This is a genomic window from Streptosporangium heterodermiicola, assembly GCF_051390675.1.
Classification (GTDB): Bacteria; Actinomycetota; Actinomycetes; order Streptosporangiales; family Streptosporangiaceae; genus Streptosporangium.
In genome coordinates, this window is sequence record NZ_JBPJSR010000006.1 from 58291 (window position 1) to 73789 (window position 15499).

General features: G+C 68.7%; 14 protein-coding genes and 1 pseudogene. 4 read left to right on the forward strand and 11 right to left on the reverse strand.

What is annotated here, in order from left to right; translation table 11 throughout:
• The first annotated feature begins 280 nt into the window (after positions 1-280).
• From ACSC1Q_RS14740 to ACSC1Q_RS14750, 3 genes are all read left to right on the forward strand, one after another.
• Entirely contained in the window at positions 281-1558 is a 1278-nt protein-coding gene (locus ACSC1Q_RS14740) for a pectate lyase (RefSeq protein ID WP_436759262.1), read from the forward strand.
• A 290-nt stretch (positions 1559-1848) separates the two neighbouring features.
• Positions 1849-2586 carry an ABC transporter ATP-binding protein gene (locus ACSC1Q_RS14745; RefSeq protein WP_436759263.1) on the forward strand — a complete coding sequence of 246 codons (738 nt, stop codon included), beginning with the start codon at positions 1849-1851 and terminating at the stop codon, positions 2584-2586.
• Entirely contained in the window at positions 2583-3254 is a 672-nt protein-coding gene (locus ACSC1Q_RS14750) for a hypothetical protein (RefSeq protein WP_436759264.1), read from the forward strand. The genes ACSC1Q_RS14745 and ACSC1Q_RS14750 overlap by 4 nt, the downstream gene beginning before the upstream one ends.
• A 156-nt stretch (positions 3255-3410) precedes the next feature.
• On the opposite strand, the gene ACSC1Q_RS14755 is transcribed toward ACSC1Q_RS14750, so the two are convergent.
• The 6 genes and pseudogenes from ACSC1Q_RS14755 to rlmN all read right to left on the reverse strand — a co-directional run bounded on the left by ACSC1Q_RS14755 (position 3411) and on the right by rlmN (position 9756).
• Positions 3411-4895 (reverse strand): alpha/beta fold hydrolase, encoded by a 1485-nt coding sequence (locus ACSC1Q_RS14755; protein WP_436759265.1) that lies wholly within the window; start codon positions 4893-4895, stop codon positions 3411-3413.
• A gap of 362 nt (positions 4896-5257) precedes the next feature.
• Entirely contained in the window at positions 5258-5749 is a 492-nt protein-coding gene (locus ACSC1Q_RS14760; protein ID WP_436759266.1) for an AAA family ATPase, read from the reverse strand.
• 422 nt (positions 5750-6171) lie between these two features.
• Positions 6172-6585, reverse strand: a complete 414-nt coding sequence (locus ACSC1Q_RS14765; protein WP_436759267.1) for a hypothetical protein — start codon at positions 6583-6585, stop codon at positions 6172-6174.
• 382 nt (positions 6586-6967) lie between these two features.
• Positions 6968-7852 (reverse strand): ATP-binding protein, encoded by an 885-nt coding sequence (locus tag ACSC1Q_RS14770; protein WP_436759268.1) that lies wholly within the window; start codon positions 7850-7852, stop codon positions 6968-6970.
• A gap of 92 nt (positions 7853-7944) precedes the next feature.
• Positions 7945-8148: pseudogene (locus ACSC1Q_RS14775) on the reverse strand (AAA family ATPase); the annotation flags it as partial.
• 483 nt (positions 8149-8631) lie between these two features.
• Entirely contained in the window at positions 8632-9756 is a 1125-nt protein-coding gene (gene rlmN / locus ACSC1Q_RS14780; protein WP_436759269.1) for a dual-specificity RNA methyltransferase RlmN, read from the reverse strand.
• Between the two features lie 72 nt (positions 9757-9828).
• Here rlmN and ACSC1Q_RS14785 point away from each other — a divergent pair, with 72 nt between their 5' ends.
• Entirely contained in the window at positions 9829-10920 is a 1092-nt protein-coding gene (locus ACSC1Q_RS14785; protein WP_436759270.1) for a suppressor of fused domain protein, read from the forward strand.
• A 58-nt stretch (positions 10921-10978) separates the two neighbouring features.
• On the opposite strand, the gene ACSC1Q_RS14790 is transcribed toward ACSC1Q_RS14785, so the two are convergent.
• The 5 genes from ACSC1Q_RS14790 to rpsB all read right to left on the reverse strand — a co-directional run bounded on the left by ACSC1Q_RS14790 (position 10979) and on the right by rpsB (position 15457).
• Complete coding sequence (locus tag ACSC1Q_RS14790; protein WP_436759271.1) at positions 10979-11848, reverse strand: phosphatidate cytidylyltransferase; 870 nt, start codon at positions 11846-11848, stop codon at positions 10979-10981.
• Between the two features lie 71 nt (positions 11849-11919).
• Positions 11920-12477, reverse strand: coding sequence for a ribosome recycling factor (gene frr, locus ACSC1Q_RS14795; RefSeq protein ID WP_436759272.1), 558 nt, complete (start codon positions 12475-12477; stop codon positions 11920-11922).
• A 268-nt stretch (positions 12478-12745) separates the two neighbouring features.
• Positions 12746-13513 carry a UMP kinase gene (gene pyrH / locus ACSC1Q_RS14800; protein WP_386160956.1) on the reverse strand — a complete coding sequence of 256 codons (768 nt, stop codon included), beginning with the start codon at positions 13511-13513 and terminating at the stop codon, positions 12746-12748.
• A gap of 50 nt (positions 13514-13563) precedes the next feature.
• Complete coding sequence (gene tsf, locus ACSC1Q_RS14805) at positions 13564-14397, reverse strand: translation elongation factor Ts (protein WP_436759273.1); 834 nt, start codon at positions 14395-14397, stop codon at positions 13564-13566.
• A gap of 109 nt (positions 14398-14506) precedes the next feature.
• A complete protein-coding gene (gene rpsB, locus ACSC1Q_RS14810; RefSeq protein ID WP_436759274.1) occupies positions 14507-15457 on the reverse strand; it encodes a 30S ribosomal protein S2 in 951 nt (316 codons plus the stop codon).
• Positions 15458-15499: the final 42 nt, after the last annotated feature.

Below are 15499 nucleotides of genomic sequence, written 5' to 3' on the forward strand. Positions count from 1 at the left end.
AGGAGAAACACCAGGCCGCGTTTGCAGTTTTACCTGAACGTATTGACGTTTCCGCCATGTAACGCGAATGTGTCTGCAACCGGTTGTTTGCAAACGTGATCTCTGAGTGGCCCGCGTGACCACTGCGTCGAGGTGGCGCGGCCGGCAACGGCACGCGTCACCCCCCGAAGGCGCCGGGCTCCTCCGACTCACCTTCACGTAACCCCCTCGGGCCGCCACGGCTCACGACCTCCGCTGTGCCATGCCTGAATCACCACAGATCGCAGAAATGGAGCTGGAAGTGCGTAGGAAAGAACATTTCGCCAGGAGACTGGCGGTCGTCCTGACCACCGGGCTCATCACCACCGGCGGGCTGGTGGTCATGTTCGACACGCCCGCCTCGGCGGCCCCCTCCAACGGCAACTACACGCTGGCCAACGCGGGCAGCGGCCTGTGCGCCGCCGTACCCGGGCAGAGCACCGGCGACGGCGTCCAGCTGGCCCAGAGCGCCTGCGCCGACACCGCCGGACAGGTCTTCACGCTCACCTCCTCGGGCGGCGGCTACCAGATCAAGGCGGCGCACAGCGGCAGGTGCCTCGGGGTGCGGGACGCCTCCACCAGCGCCGGCAAGGCGGTCCAGCAGGAGTCCTGCACCTCGGCCGCCTCGCAGACCTGGCAGCTCACCGCCTCGGGCTCCAACTACCGGGTGGTCAACGGCAACGGCGGCAAGTGCCTCAACGTCAAGGACAACTCCACCTCCTCCGGCGCCCCGCTGCAGCAGAACTCCTGCGACTCGGCGGCCACCAAGCAGTGGACGCTGCGGCCCGCCGGCGGGGGCGGCACGCCCGGCCCCACCCCCACTCCTACCGTGACCCCGACCGTGACGCCTCCCCCCGGCGGTGGTGACGGCAGCGGTTCGTGGCCCTCGGACACCGGCAGCGTCCACCAGACCACCACTCGCGACGCCGGCACGTTCTTCGACGGCGGCATGAAGCGCTACTACGGCATCGGCGACGGCGGCCAGGGCGAGAGCCAGGACCCGATGTTCGTCGTGGCCAACGGCGGCACCATCCAGAACGTCATCCTCGACGCCCCGGCCGGCGACGGCATCCACTGCGAGGGCTCGTGCACCATCCGCAACGTCTGGTGGAACGACGTCGGCGAGGACGCCGCCACCTTCCTCGGCTCCAGCTCCTCGGCCACCTACCTGGTGGACGGCGGGGGCGCCAAGTCGGCCTCCGACAAGGTCTTCCAGCACAACGGAGCCGGCAAGCTGACCATCCGCAACTTCCAGGTGCACAACGCCGGCAAGCTGTACCGGGCCTGCGGCAACTGCTCCAGCTCCTACCAGCGCCACGTCGTGCTGGACGGCGTCACCGCCCGTTCCACCAAGGTGCTCGCCGGGATCAACTCCAACTGGGGCGACACCGCGCGCTTCAGCCGGATCACCGTCTACGGCAGCGCCACCATCTGCGAGCGCTACAAGGGCGTACCGAAGGGCAGCGAGCCCAGCAAGATCGGTGAGGGCCCCGACGGCACGCACTGCCTGTACTCCGAATCCGACATCACCCGCCGCTAGCGCCCCCGGGTGGGCGGGCCTCTCCCCGCCCACCCGGGACTCCCGAACTCCCCGAGAACGTCCCTGACCGGAACAGCGGGACCACGTCGACCGCGACCCGCGCAAGAACGGCGAGAGCGCCGACGGCCCGGCCATCAAGGAAGGCCCGGGCAGCGGCGACGTGGTGCGCGGTGCCCGGCCGTGGAACGACTCCGACGACGGCCTGGACTTCTGGATGTTCCTGTCCCCGGAAACCGGGGGGAGCGAGGGCTCGGGCCGGAAAGCGGGTGATCACGGTAGGGTTGCGGCTTATGCGGCTTTCCACGGTGTCCTTCCGATACTCGCGGCGCGGCCCCTGGATACTGCGGGATGTCGAGCTCACGCTCCGCCCCGGCTCCGTCGTCGAGGTCACCGGCCGCAACGGCGCGGGAAAGTCGACGCTGCTCCGCCTGATGGCGGGCTTCGTCCCCCCGTCCCGGGGCTCGATCTCCGACCGGCCGGGCGTCGTCGGCTACGCCCCAGACGTGTTCCCCGTGGACCAGCCGTTCACCGTCGCCGCCTACCTCGCCCACATGTCCAGGATCCGGGGTCCGTCCTCCACCTCCGCCGCCGGGGACCTGGCGGGGCGGCTGAACGCGACCCACCTGCTGGAGCAGCCGCTCGGCGACCTGTCCAAGGGCAGCGCGCAGAAGGTGGGACTCATCCAGTCACTGCTGGCCCCGCCGGACCTGCTGATCCTGGACGAACCCTTCGCCGGGCTCGACGAGCAGACCCGCGTCGAGCTCCCCGTGATCATCGAGGAGATCGCCGCACGCGGCGGCACGGTCGTGGTCAGCGACCACCAGAAACAACTCCAGGACTTCCCAGGCGCCGAACACTGGCTCGTCGCGGACGGCGGCGTCACGGTCGGCACCCGCGCCCCCTCCGGGGACACCCACCGTGAGGTGCCCGCGCGGGTGGTCATCGAGGTGATCGTGGACGCGGACGACGCCGACGAGGTCGAGCAGAGGCTCCGCGCCGACGGCTACCTCACCAGGCGGTCATCATGATCCATCTCGTACGCTTCAAGCTCGCCGCCTACGCCCGGTCGCACCGGCTGCTCCAGCCGGCGATCGGGCTCCTCGCGATGCTGGTCATCTTCTACTCCACGCTGACCCCGCCCGGCAAGGAGCTGTCCGCGTACGCCGACTCGGCCGGGCTGCTCATCCTCATCTTCGCCTGGGCCGCCCGGGGACTGCTCGACACCGACCCCCCGACCCAGCGGCTGATCTCCATGACCGCCGCCGGACGGCCCGGCCGCGAGGTCGGGGCCGGGCTGCTCGCCGCGCTGATCGTCAACCTCGGCATGGCGGCGATCGCGATCGGGCTCCCGCTGGTCCACGGCTTCGCGGCCATGCCCACCTCCGCCGACCTGGCACTCGGCATCGCGCTGCACGTGCTCGGCGTGAGCGCGGGAACGGCCCTGGGCGCCCTGACCAGCCGCCCGATCCTCGACTCCCCCGCCGTCTCGATGCTCGCCCTGTTCGGCGGCTATCTCGCCCTGCTGCTGATCAGCATCACCCCGGTGGGCCGCCTCTCGGTGCCGATCATGCCCTGGATGCGCGCCGCCAACGACGGCCTGCTCGACACCGTCCTCCTCCCCATCTCCGCCGCCACCCTCTTCTGGACCACCGCGAGCCTCGCCCTGTACGCGCGCCTCCGCCGCCTGAACCCCTGAACGGGATTCGCGGCCGATTCGAGGCCCGTACACAGGCAGTGGGTGTCGCCGAACCACCGGACTCGCGTGATTCGACGACACCCACTCACTCGACAGCCGTACAGCTCTCACCCGGTCTCACCCGGTCTCACCCGGACGAGTGGCCGAGTGCCGGACCTAGAACGCCCAGTGGTTCGGGCCGGTCGGCCACGTCCGCGACGGCGCCTGCTGCTTGAGCACACCCTCCTCGGCCGTTCCCACGGCGCAGCGCGTGCCGTGCGGCGGCACCTTCAGCGAGATCAGGTACTCGTCGAAGATGTCCGTCTGGCACTTGTCCTTGCCGTAGATGCGGTGTCCCCAGCCCTCGTATGTGAGCAACACCGCCTTGGACCCGAGCTGACGGGCCGCGTTGGCGGACCATATCCACGGGGTGGCCGGATCGTGCAGGGAGTTCCCGAGCAGCAGCGGGGCGTCGCCCGTGTATCGCAGTGCGTGCGGCGCGTTTGTGGTCGGGTAGTTCATGCAGATCGGCAGATCGTCGATCGGGTACGGGTGGTACCCCGTGTCGGGTGCGAGCCGGTTGGAGACACGCATGAGCGCGGCGTACTCAGAGTAGTTACGCAGCTTGAGGTTGTAGTCCTGGCAGAGGACCGCGGTCGGCAGATGCGCGACGTCGCCCTCCACGGGCTGCCGTCCGGACAGCGGGGGCACCCACTCCGGCTCCGGTCCGCCGTCCAACCAGTCGATCACCTCGCTCAGCAGGCGCCAGGCCGGCCCCTCGGTGCCCAGCGCGGCGTTGTAGACGACCTGCAACTCGGTCATCGTCTGGCCCGTGCTCGGGTACTTCAGCTCACCGCGCCGTGCCCTCTCCCGCAGGTCCTTCCAGATCCCGCGGACGTCACGCCCGTACAGGGCGCAGGTGGTGTCCTGCTCGCACCAGCCGACGAACTGGTCGAACGCGTCCTCGATGGCGAGCGCCTCGGTGGCCAGGAAGCCCGCGACGCCGAGGCTGTGGTCCATGTTGCTGTCGAGCCCGAGGGCCCGGACGCGGCCGGGGAACAGCTCGGCGTACATCTGGCCGATCAGCGTGCCGTACGAGATCCCGTAGTAGGTGAGCTTCTCCTCGCCCAGGGCGGCGCGCAGCGCGTCCAGGTCACGGGCGACGTCGGCGGAGTCGACGTGGTCGTACAGCGGGCCGGTACGGGCGCGGCAGTCGGCGTGCAGCTGCTTGGTGAACGCGTCCCAGGCGTCGAAGTCGGCCTGGCTCCTCATGACGGTGTGCGGCATCCGGTTGTACACCGACGCCGAGCAGATCACCGGGTTGCTGCGACCCACGCCCCGGGGGTCGAACCCGACGATGTCGAACCGCCGCTGCAGTTCCTCGGTGTAGGACCCGGGGGCGCCGTACACGGCCTCCACCCCCGACCCGCCCGGACCACCGGGATTGATCACCAGCGAGCCGACCCGCGCGGCCGGATCCGTGGCCTTGCGCCGCGCGACGGCGATGTCGACCTTCGCCCCGCCCGGCCTCGACCAGTCGATGGGCACGCTCAGCGTGCCGCACTCGGCGGCGGGCTCCTCCTCACAAGGCGCCCAGGCGATGGTCCGCGCCCTCAGGACTTCGGTGTCCGCGCTGGCCACCCCGACCGGTAAAACCGTCACCGTCGCCAGGAGGACGGCGAACCAAGAGGTTCTTCTTCGCACAATGCTCCAGTCTCTAGTTGATCTTCTGTCGTAACGGGCGACGGTAGCCGATCACCACATATCTGACGGCAGAAACAGGAAAAAATGGCAGTATTTCCTATAAATGGGCATCAGATCCGATGGAGTTCACGCCCTGTCATCGACGCGGACAACGACACCCCACGTGACCGGCGAAACAAGACCTGCCGGGCCCGCCTCGTGGAAAGGCCCCTCGGGTCCTCTCACGAGCGCTTCGAAACCGAAGGGCCGCTCGTCGGCGAGGGCGACGGCCGACATCGCCCTGCACGTGCCTGGTGTGAACGCGGGGACGGACCCTTTGATCAGTCAGCGTCGGTGGCTGTGTCCAGGGCGTACCGCAGGTAGAAATCTGGTTTGGCGAGGAAGCGTCGCCAGTGATCGACCAGTTGGAGGTTCTCCCACTCCGTGATGCGGGTGCCGTGGTCGCCGAGTTCGATGATCTGCGAACCGGGGAGGCTGGTGAGGATCGGTGAGTGGGTGGAGCAAATGATCTGCCCGCCCTCGTCCGCGACGCGGGCCATGAGACCGACCAGGCGCACGCATGAGTGAAACGAGAGGGCCGCCTCGGGTTCGTCCATGAGGTAGAGACCCGGCCCGGTCACCATGCGTTCCAGGACGGTGAAGAACCCTTCCCCGTGGGATTGCTCGGTGAGATCTTCTTCCCAGAACCCGTACCGGCCGGAGACGTTCTGTCCGAGGTTGAAGAGAGTTTCGGCGCGGAGGAAGAACGCTCGGCGCTTGGTGCGGGGGCCGCGAAGAAGGCGAAGGCCAGTCGTCGTGAGTTCGGCGTCCATGACACTCGCTAAGGGCGGACCTGGACCATCTCCGAAGGCACCGGAAGCGGTTGGTACGCCGTGCGACGCACCAACCTGTCGGCGTACGGACTTGAGCACGGCCTGTGCAACGTCCGCTGCGGAGCAATAGTGGAGGAACTGGCCCGCAACCTGGAAGAGGAGACACGACTGGAAAACCAACCCTGGCGACGCGTTCCGTTGCCCCTGATGCCGTGACCCGCGCCAGGCGTGACAGTGGATGTGGTGCACCTGGCCCGCGTCGCGGTGAGCGCTGACGTGCGCCGCGCGCACTGCCACCGGCGCCCCGGCGACGACGCCCGTGAGGCCCCGGCGAGACCTCCGGCAGGACGGTGAATCACTTGTTGTCCGTCCCGGCGAAGGTCTCGGCCATGTTTTTGACCCGGTCACCGTTCACCGGTTTCTCAGGGCAGTACGTAAGGGCTGTAGTAGTAGGTTCCGTTGGTCAGATCACGCATTTGCACCCGGCACTCCTGCTGGTTGCCGACCGCGAAGACGAAACTTCTTCTCTGGCCCGCCTCGATGGAAAAGGCGCCGTTGTCGGCCTTACTGAAACCATTCATGCACTTCAGGTAGAACCGCACGGTTATCTTGGGACCCGAATACTTCACATAGGCCGCGTCGTAACCGCCGGGAGTGCCACCGATGCCTGTCGCGCACAGGTCACCGTTCGTGAGGAAACTACACCTCGTCGGCCCGAAAGCAGCCGCCGTGTTACTTACGTCGGCCTGAGCCGCGGTCGAGGAGAAGGCGGCACCCGGCACGGCGGCACACACCGTCGCGAGCATAAGAGCGCTCATTCGAAGACGAGTGATCATCTTTGTTCCTTTCTCGGATGAGAATCATGTCGCAGGTTTCCGGTCACCGCGGCTTCGTCCTGGGCGTATCAGGTGCGCCCCGACAAAATCGTTCGCACCCTCAAGCCTTACTCACCGATTTGGCATGAAGGGACAGCACGTACTTCTGCGGCCTCGTCGCCGGAAACCGTGAGTAAAAATCCGGATCGTCGTTCGCGGGAATTGATCTCAGGATAGGCAGTACGGGAAGGACATCTTTGCCTGCGAGCGCAGCACACTTGACGATTCGCGCCCGACCACACGGATCGCGCTCGCGAACGGAAGCCTCGTCGACCCGTGGCGACAGGGTCGCCTCAGCGGATCTACGCCGTTGGCGCCGACGCCGTACCTCGTGACCAGGCGATCACCCCTGCGGAGCGGTGACCTCCCAGAGGGCGCTCACCGGCATGGCGCGCATGCGGTCGCCGAACGGGAGTGTCTGCGTCCCCGTGTAGAGGACGATTCCCACCGCGAAGTCGTCGCCGAGGCGGGCCGCGAGGTGGCGCAGTCCCTTGAAGTCGTCCGGTCGCACCGTGGACGACGCCCTCACCTCCACCCCGACCACGCGCCCCTGGCGATTCTCCAGGACGGCGTCGACCTCCGCCTTGTCCTTGGTCCGGTAGTGGAACAGCTCCACTCGTTCGTCGGACCAGGTGAGCTGGCGGGCCAGCTCCATGAGGACGAAGCCCTCCAGGAGCGGGCCGAAGGCACCCTCGGGACGAACCAGGCTCCGGGAGTCGGCTCCCAGGAGGTTCGCCGCGATCCCGGAATCGACGAAGGCCATCTTGGGCGTCCCGATCGCACGGCTGCCGAGGTTGCGTGACCAGGCGGGGATCCGCTTGATCAGGAAGACCTCTTCGAGCAGGCCGAGGTAGCGATGGACCGTGCTCCCGGAGAGCCCGATCCCGTTGCTCAGGGACCCGGGCACCGGCAACTGCCCCGACCGGGCGGCCAGCAGCCGGATCAGGGCCCGCATCTCCGCCGTCCGCTCGATCTCGGCCAGCTGGCTCACGTCACGCGCGATGAGATCCGCGACGTACGAGTCGAGGAACCGCGCGCGTCTGCGGACGTCGGGACGCGAGACCGCCTCGGGAAACCCGCCCCGGACCAGCCGTTCCGCGTACTCGGCGCGGCCGACCTCGGAAGTGTGGTGAAGGTTCTCGGGCCCGGCGAAGACGACGTCCACGAACCCGTCGGCCGTGCCGTCGATCTCGCCCTGCGAGAAGGGCCACAGCTCGATGGTCTCCATCCGGCCGGGCAGCGCGTCGGGAAACCCCGAAGCCCGAGCACGCGCGCCGAACCGGTCAGCAGATAGCGGCCCGGCCTCGGGTCGGTGTCCACCTGTTCCTTGATGGCGAGCAGCAGCTCGGGGGCTCGCTGGATCTCGTCGATGACCATGAGCTCGGGAAAGTCCACGAATCCGGCGGGGTCGGCGAGCGCTGCCTGGCGGGCGGCGGGGGTGTCGAGGTCGCGCCACTCTCCGGCGCGCCCCTTGGCGAGAAGCCGGACCAGGGTGCTCTTTCCGCACTGGCGTGCCCCCGTCACGAGAGTGACGCGAGTGTCGGCCAGGGCCTCCTCGACGAGCCTTTCCGCGCGTCGTGGAACGACCCTGCCGAGAGGAGTCTATGAGCCGCTGACCATGGGACAAGCATGTCACAGCATGAGGTCTGACGACAGGATGGCCGCTGGGTCGCTGACAGAATGGTCGCTGCTTTGCTGGTGGATTGGTCGCCAGGTCGCTGCCAGAACGGTCGCGGGCAATGCGCCAGAACGGTCGCAGGCGACGCGGCGGAATGGCCGCTGCCTCGCGGGATGCCGGTCGATGTGGGCATGACCGCACCGGGGAACGCCAAGGCGACGGCCTGGGGTCCGGACGGGCCGCGCCACGCCGGGCCGGTCGGCGATGCGGTGGAAGCCCGGAACGGCCCGGGAGCGCCGCCCCGGGTGAGTGCCCCGAGGCGGCGGTCGGCGCCTCGGGGGGCGCAGCCGTACGGTATCGGTCGGGGGCGCGGCCGTACGGTGGGAAAGTTACTCGGCGGCGGCGAGCTGGCCGCAGGCGCCGTCGATCTCGCGGCCCCGGGTGTCGCGGACCGTCACCGGCACGCCGTGGTACTCCAGGCGCCGGACGAAGGCGCGCTCGTCCTCCGGGCGGGAGGCGGTCCACTTCGAGCCCGGGGTCGGGTTGAGCGGGATCAGGTTGACGTGCACCAGCTTGTTCTTGATCAGCTTGCCGAGCAGGTCGGCGCGCCACTCCTGGTCGTTGATGTCCTTGATCAGGGCGTACTCGATGGAGACCCGGCGCTTGGTCCTGGCCGCGTAGTCCCAGGCCGCGTCGAGGACCTCGGCGACCTTCCAGCGGGTGTTGATCGGCACCAGCGTGTCGCGGAGCTCGTCGTCGGGCGCGTGCAGCGAGAGGGCGAGCGTCACCGGCAGGCCCTCGGCCGCGAGCTTGCCGATCGCGGGGACCAGGCCGACCGTGGAGACGGTGACGCCCCGGGCGGAGATGCCGAGGCCGTCGGGGGCGGGCTCGACCATGCGGCGGACGGCGCCGATCACGGCCTTGTAGTTGGCGAGTGGCTCGCCCATGCCCATGAAGACCACGTTGCTGACCCGTCCGGGACCACCGGGGACGTCACCGGCAGCGAGCGCGCGGGCCCCGGCGACGACCTGCTCGACGATCTCGGCGGTGGTCATGTTGCGGGTCAGGCCCGCCTGGCCGGTGGCGCAGAACGGGCAGTTCATGCCGCATCCGGCCTGCGACGACACGCACATGGTCGTACGGTCGCTGTAGCGCATGAGGACCGACTCGACCAGCGCGCCGTCGAAGAGGCGCCACAGCGTCTTGCGGGTGGTGCCCGCGTCGGTGGTCATCTCCCTGACCGAGGTCAGCAGGCCGGGGAAGAGCGCGGTCGCGAACTTCTCCCTGGCCGAGGCCGGGAGGTCCGTCATCAGCTCGGGATCGCCGTTGAACTTCTCGAAGTAGTGCCGGGAGAGCTGGTCGGCGCGGAACGGCTTCTCGCCCAGTTCGGCGACGACCGCCCGGCGCTCGGCCATGGTCAGGTCGGCCAGGTGGCGGGCGGGCTTGGCCCGGCGCGGCGCCACGAAGGTGAGCTGGCCGGGTACGGGGGTCCCGGACGGGCTGACGGTCGACAAGTCCAACGCCTTCTCTCAACGGTTACGCGAATGCTCGAAGCGGTGCCCGACAGTGATCTAGAGTCCGGAGGTATGGCGACAAACCGCCCCACGGGCCCCGCGGGAGAGCGGGGAGACGGCGTCGAGGTCGTGCTCACCGACGTCAATCCCTACGGGAGCCGCACCCTGGTGGTCGAACGCGACGAGACCTCCTCGGTAGCTTACCTGTGCGGGCCGGGCGGAACGGTGCACGGAGCCGTCTGGCTCGCCAACCACCGGCCGGCCCCGGACGGGATCGACCCCGACCGCCTGAACTCCGCGCTGCCGCCGATGGCCCCGAGGGCGAACACCCGCCACCCGGACGGCAGAGGACCCCTGGGCCCGCTGAGATCACTGTGGTTCGAGGAGGGCGACGGCGTCGCCCTGTACGAGAACGACGAGCTTCTCGCGGTCATTCCTGGGTGGGCGGACATGAGCCGGGGGATGCCCGGCTACTCCCGCGACGCGCTGGGCGAGTCCCCGTTCGCCTGGTCGCTGGAGGAGGCCCACGACGGCCTCGCCTCCCGGATCGCCAAGGCCCGCGCCTACTGGGAGTGGCGCGGAGGGGACGGCTCCTGGGCCTCGTTCCAGCAGTTCGTGATGGGCCACCTGGACCGCGCGGTCGGCACCGCGGGCCGGTTCTGGGACGCGGGGGGCGGGCGGATGCCCGCGGTGGGCATCACCGAACGCCCTCCCGAGCGGGACAGGGAGCACACGATCCTGTCCACGGTCGGGATGAGCTGCCAGCGGATGCCCACCGTCGAGCAGTACATCGACCGGCCGGACGCGTACGCCCGGGTGGAGCTCGCCGTCGCCTCCCCCGGCGACGCCCGTGACGCGGCCCGGCTGTTCCTGTGGCTGGGGCAGTATCCGTGGCACTCGGTCACCTGGCTGGGCCACGGCCACACCGCCAAGTGGTACCACCGGCCGGAGACCTTCCCGCTCGGCTCCGACTACGGCGGCGTGATGATGCTGACCGGGCTGCCGGGGCTGCCCGACCTGTCGGGTTTCTCCTTCGGCGGCGACTCCGTGCAGTGGCTCTGGCTCGTCCCGATCACCCCGGACGAGCTGAGCCTGGTCTCGGCCGAGGGCTACCGGGCGGTGCTCCCGCGCCTGTCCGCGACCCGGCTCACCCGGGCGGGCTGACCTGGCCGTACGGCTCGGGCTGGTCGGACCGGCAGGGTGAGCAGGGTGAGCAGGGTGGTCAGACCAGCAGGGTGAGCAGCACCCAGACCGGGATCAGCGCGGCCACCATGGAGTCGAGGCGGTCCATCATGCCGCCGTGGCCGGGAAGCACGCTGCCCATGTCCTTGACGCCGAGGTCGCGTTTGATCACCGACTCGACCAGGTCGCCGAGCGTGGCGAAGACCACCACGACCGCGCCGATGAGGACGCCCTTCCAGATGTCGTCCTCCAGCAGCCACGCCACCAGCCAGCCGCCCACCGCCATGCAGGCCAGCGCCGACCCGGCGAAGCCCTCCCAGGTCTTCTTCGGGCTGATCACCGGGGCCATCTTGTGCCTGCCGAGGGAGATCCCGGCGAAATATCCGCCGATGTCGCTCGCGGCGGTGGTGGCGATGAAGACGACCACCCGGTCCGGGCCCTGGTCGGGGTTGGCGAGCAGCAGCGCCACGAACCCGGCGAGCAGGGAGGGGTAGACGACGACCAGGATGGTCGCGGTGATGTCGCGGACGTAGTCCTCGGTGCCCTGGAACATCCGCCAGATCATCAGCACGAGCACGGTCATCGCGAAGACGCCGACCAGCCAGGCGGTCCCGCCCCAGGCGGAGCCGGTGACCTCACCGCCCCAGTAGGCGCCGACCAGCATGGCGGTCATGCCCGCCAGGGCCGGGACCAGGGGGACGGTGATGCCTCTGGCCTCGAACGACCGGACCAGCTCCGTCACGCCGATGCCCACCGCCGCGATCACCACGGCGAGGAAGAGCACCTTCACGAAATAGAGGGAGGCGATGATGACCGCCGCCAGGGCGAGCCCCACCGCCACGGCGACGGGGAGGTTCCGGCCGGTACGGCTACTGCCCGCCACGGGTTCCACAGGGGGTCCTACTTTCATACCTGCACAAAATCCTTGTCCCGTACGGACGACGACGGCTCGCACGGCCCGTACGGGACAAGGATCGTGGTTCAGACCTCTAGCAGCTCGGATTCCTTGTGCTTGAGCAGCTCGTCGATCTTGGCGACGTGCTTCTGGGTGAGGTCGTCGAGCTCCTTCTCCGCCCGGCGCACCTCGTCCTCACCGGCCTCGCCATCCTTGATCAGCTTGTCCAAGGTCTCCTTGGCGTTGCGACGGATGTTGCGGATGGAGACCTTCGACTGCTCCGCCTTGTTCCGGGCGACCTTGATGTACTCCTTGCGGCGCTCCTCCGACAGCTCGGGGAAGGCCACCCGGATCACCGCTCCGTCGTTACCGGGGTTCACACCGAGGTCGGAGTTGCGGATCGCCTTCTCGATCGCGGCCATCGAGCTCTTGTCGAAAGGCTGGATGATGACCATGCGCGCCTCGGGCACGTGGAACGAGGCGAGTTGCTGAATGGGGGTGGGTGTCCCGTAGTACTCAGCGCTGATCTTGTTGAACATCGACGGGGTGACACGACCTGTGCGGATGCCCGCGAAGTCGTCCTTCGCCACCGACACGGCCTTGTCCATCTTTTCCTCGGCTTCGAGGAGGGTATCGTCGATCACAGCGGCTCCCTGTCTTCTCGGTCACTCCCCATCCTCACGCACTTCGCGGGACGTCATCACGCCGGAGGTCCACCCGGGACCGCCACGGTCGCGTACCGCTCGGCTCGTTACGTCAGGTTCGCATCCTGTCCTCTGGTCGCTCACCACTCCTCACGCGCTTCGCGGGACGCTCCTACCTCGCGTACCACTCCACTCGCTGTGTCGGGCTCGCTCCCGTTTCCGTACCGGCCCTGGTCGCCGTGCCGGATCGGTTACCGTACCGGCTCCGTCACCGTGCCGGGCTCACCAGCGTGCCGATCTTCTCACCGCGTACGGCCCGCAGGATGTTGCCCTCGCCCATGAGGTCGAAGACCACGATGGGCAGGCTGTTGTCCATGCACAGGCTGATGGCGGTGGCGTCCATGACTCCGAGGCCCCGGGTCAGCACCTCACCATATTCGAGATGGTCGAACCTGACGGCGTCGGGGTTCTTACGGGGGTCGGCGTCGTAGACGCCGTCCACCTGGGTGCCCTTGAGCAGCGCCTCGGCACCGATCTCCAGCGCTCGCTGCGCGGCGCAGGTGTCGGTGGAGAAGAACGGCGAGCCCAGCCCCGCCCCGAAGATGACCACACGGCCCTTCTCCAGGTGGCGGATGGCACGGCGGGGCAGGAACGGCTCGGCGACCTGCTGCATGGTGATCGCCGTCTGGACCCGGGTGTCGATGCCCCGCTTCTCCAGGAAGTCCTGGAGGGCGAGGCAGTTGATGACCGTGCCGAGCATGCCCATGTAGTCGGCCCTCGCGCGGTCCATGCCGCGCTCGGACAGGGCGGCGCCCCGGAACATGTTGCCGCCGCCCACGACGACCGACACCTGCACGCCACCGCGTACGGCCTCGGCGATCGAGTCGGCGAGGTGGCCGACGACGCCCGGGTCGATGCCCAGCGGCTCCCCGCCGGCGAACGCCTCCCCGGACAGCTTCAACATCACCCGCTTCCAGCGGAGCGGGTCCGAGTACGAAGAAACCGCCGGCGTAGCGGGTCCTGGATTCTCCTGCACGGCGGCGGCCTCCTCGTTTGGGGCTCTGCTTGAAGAGCGGATGTCAGGGATTAGGCCTGGCCGACCTTGAAGCGGACGAAGGCCTGGACCTTGACACCATTCTCGCCCGCGAACTTCGCGACCGACTTCTTGTTGTCCTTGACGAAGGACTGCTCAAGGAGGGTGAAGTCCTTGTACCAGCCGTTGATCCGGCCATCGACGATCTTGCCGATGGCGGCCTCGGGCTTGCCCTCCTCGCGGGTCATCTCCTCGAAGAGCGCGCGCTCCTTCTCGACGACGTCGGCCGGGACCTCGGCGGGGCTGAGGTACTTCGGGGCCATCGCGGCGGCGTGCTGCGCGATGTCCTTGGCGACGTCGGCGTTCGGGGAGTCGAGCTGCACGAGCACGCCGACCGCCGGGGGGAGCTGGGGGTCGGTCTTGTGCATGTAGGCGCCGATGAAGCCGCCTTCGAGCACCGCGAACCTGCGGATCTCGATCTTCTCGCCGAGCGCGGCGTTGGCCTCGTCGAGGTGCGCCTTGACGGTCTTGCCGGCGAGCTCGGAGTCGAGCAGCGAGGGCACGTCGGACGGCTTGGTGGCCAGGATGTGGTCGACCACCTGGCCCGCGAGCTCCTGGAAACGCTCGCCCTTGGCGACGAAGTCGGTCTCGCAGTTGAGCTCCAGCAGCGCGGCGGCGGAGTCGCCCTCCTGCTTCAGGGCGACCAGGCCGTTGGAGGCGGTACGGGCCTCACGCTTGCCGACGTCCTTGGCGCCCTTGAGGCGGAGGATCTCGACCGCGCGGTCGAAGTCGCCCTCGGAGGACTCGAGAGCCTTCTTGCAGTCCATCATGCCGGCGGCGGTCAGCTCACGAAGCCGCTTGACGTCGGCCATGTTCACGGAAGCCATTGTCTTTTCCTCGTGGGAATCGTCGTGGATCGGGTGGGTGCCCCCGTCTGAGCGGCACCCACCCGGAAGGGTCTTGCGGGTCGTACGGCCGGGGCCGTACGGAAGTGACCTAGGCCTGCTTCTCGGTCTTCTCGGCGGACTCGTCCTCGGCGGGAGCGTCCGCCGCCTCGGCCGGAGCCTCGGCGGTCTCGGTCTCCGTGACCTCGGCCTCGGTCGCCTCGGCGGGGGCCTCCGCGGCCTCGGCCTCGGTCGCCTCGGCGGCCGGGGCGCTGTCGGCGCTGCCCGCGAGCAGCTCCTGCTCCCACTCGGCCAGCGGCTCGGCGCCACCGGCGACGGCCGGCTTGTCGTCGCCGCGGTTGGCGCCGGCGCGGGCCATGAGACCGGCGGCGACGGCGTCGGCGACGACGCGGGTCAGCAGGCCGACGGCGCGGATGGCGTCGTCGTTACCCGGGATCGGGTAGTCGACCTCGTCGGGGTCGCAGTTGGTGTCGAGGATGGCGACCACCGGGATGTGAAGCTTGCGGGCCTCGCTGATCCCGATGTGCTCCTTCTTGGTGTCGACGACCCACACGGCGCTGGGAATCCGGGACATGTCGCGGATGCCGCCGAGGGTGCGCTCAAGCTTCTCCTTCTCGCGGCGGCGCATGAGGAGCTCCTTCTTCGTGAGCCCCGAGGCGGCCACGTTGTCGAAGTCGAGCTCCTCCAGCTCCTTCAGGCGCTGGAGCCTCTTGTGCACGGTGGAGAAGTTGGTGAGCATGCCACCCAGCCAGCGCTGGTTGACGTACGGCATGCCGACGCGCGCGGCCTGCTCGGCGATGGCCTCCTGGGCCTGCTTCTTCGTGCCGATGAACATGATCGTGCCGCCGTGCGCGACGGTCTCCTTGACGAAGTCGTAGGCCCTGTCGATGAAGGCCAGCGACTTCTGGAGGTCGATGATGTAGATGCCGTTGCGCTCGGTGAAGATGAAGCGCTTCATCTTCGGGTTCCAGCGACGGGTCTGGTGGCCGAAGTGCACGCCGCTTTCCAGCAGCTGTCGCATGGTGACGACGGGGGTGGACATTGATTGTCCTCCAGATCGGGGCGCCCGTCTCAGGGCGCTGTT

Excerpts from the sequence above, each read along its gene's own strand:
- ACSC1Q_RS14790 (WP_436759271.1), bottom strand. The coding sequence starts at position 11,848 with ATGAAAGTAGGACCCCCTGTGGAACCCGTGGCGGGCAGTAGCCGTACC.
- ACSC1Q_RS14745 (WP_436759263.1), top strand. The coding sequence starts at position 1,849 with ATGCGGCTTTCCACGGTGTCCTTCCGATACTCGCGGCGCGGCCCCTGG.
- ACSC1Q_RS14765 (WP_436759267.1), bottom strand. The coding sequence starts at position 6,585 with ATGATCACTCGTCTTCGAATGAGCGCTCTTATGCTCGCGACGGTGTGT.
- ACSC1Q_RS14760 (WP_436759266.1), bottom strand. The coding sequence starts at position 5,749 with ATGGACGCCGAACTCACGACGACTGGCCTTCGCCTTCTTCGCGGCCCC.
- rpsB (WP_436759274.1), bottom strand. The coding sequence starts at position 15,457 with ATGTCCACCCCCGTCGTCACCATGCGACAGCTGCTGGAAAGCGGCGTG.
- tsf (WP_436759273.1), bottom strand. The coding sequence starts at position 14,397 with ATGGCTTCCGTGAACATGGCCGACGTCAAGCGGCTTCGTGAGCTGACC.
- ACSC1Q_RS14750 (WP_436759264.1), top strand. The coding sequence starts at position 2,583 with ATGATCCATCTCGTACGCTTCAAGCTCGCCGCCTACGCCCGGTCGCAC.
- ACSC1Q_RS14785 (WP_436759270.1), top strand. The coding sequence starts at position 9,829 with ATGGCGACAAACCGCCCCACGGGCCCCGCGGGAGAGCGGGGAGACGGC.
- ACSC1Q_RS14770 (WP_436759268.1), bottom strand. The coding sequence starts at position 7,852 with ATGGAGACCATCGAGCTGTGGCCCTTCTCGCAGGGCGAGATCGACGGC.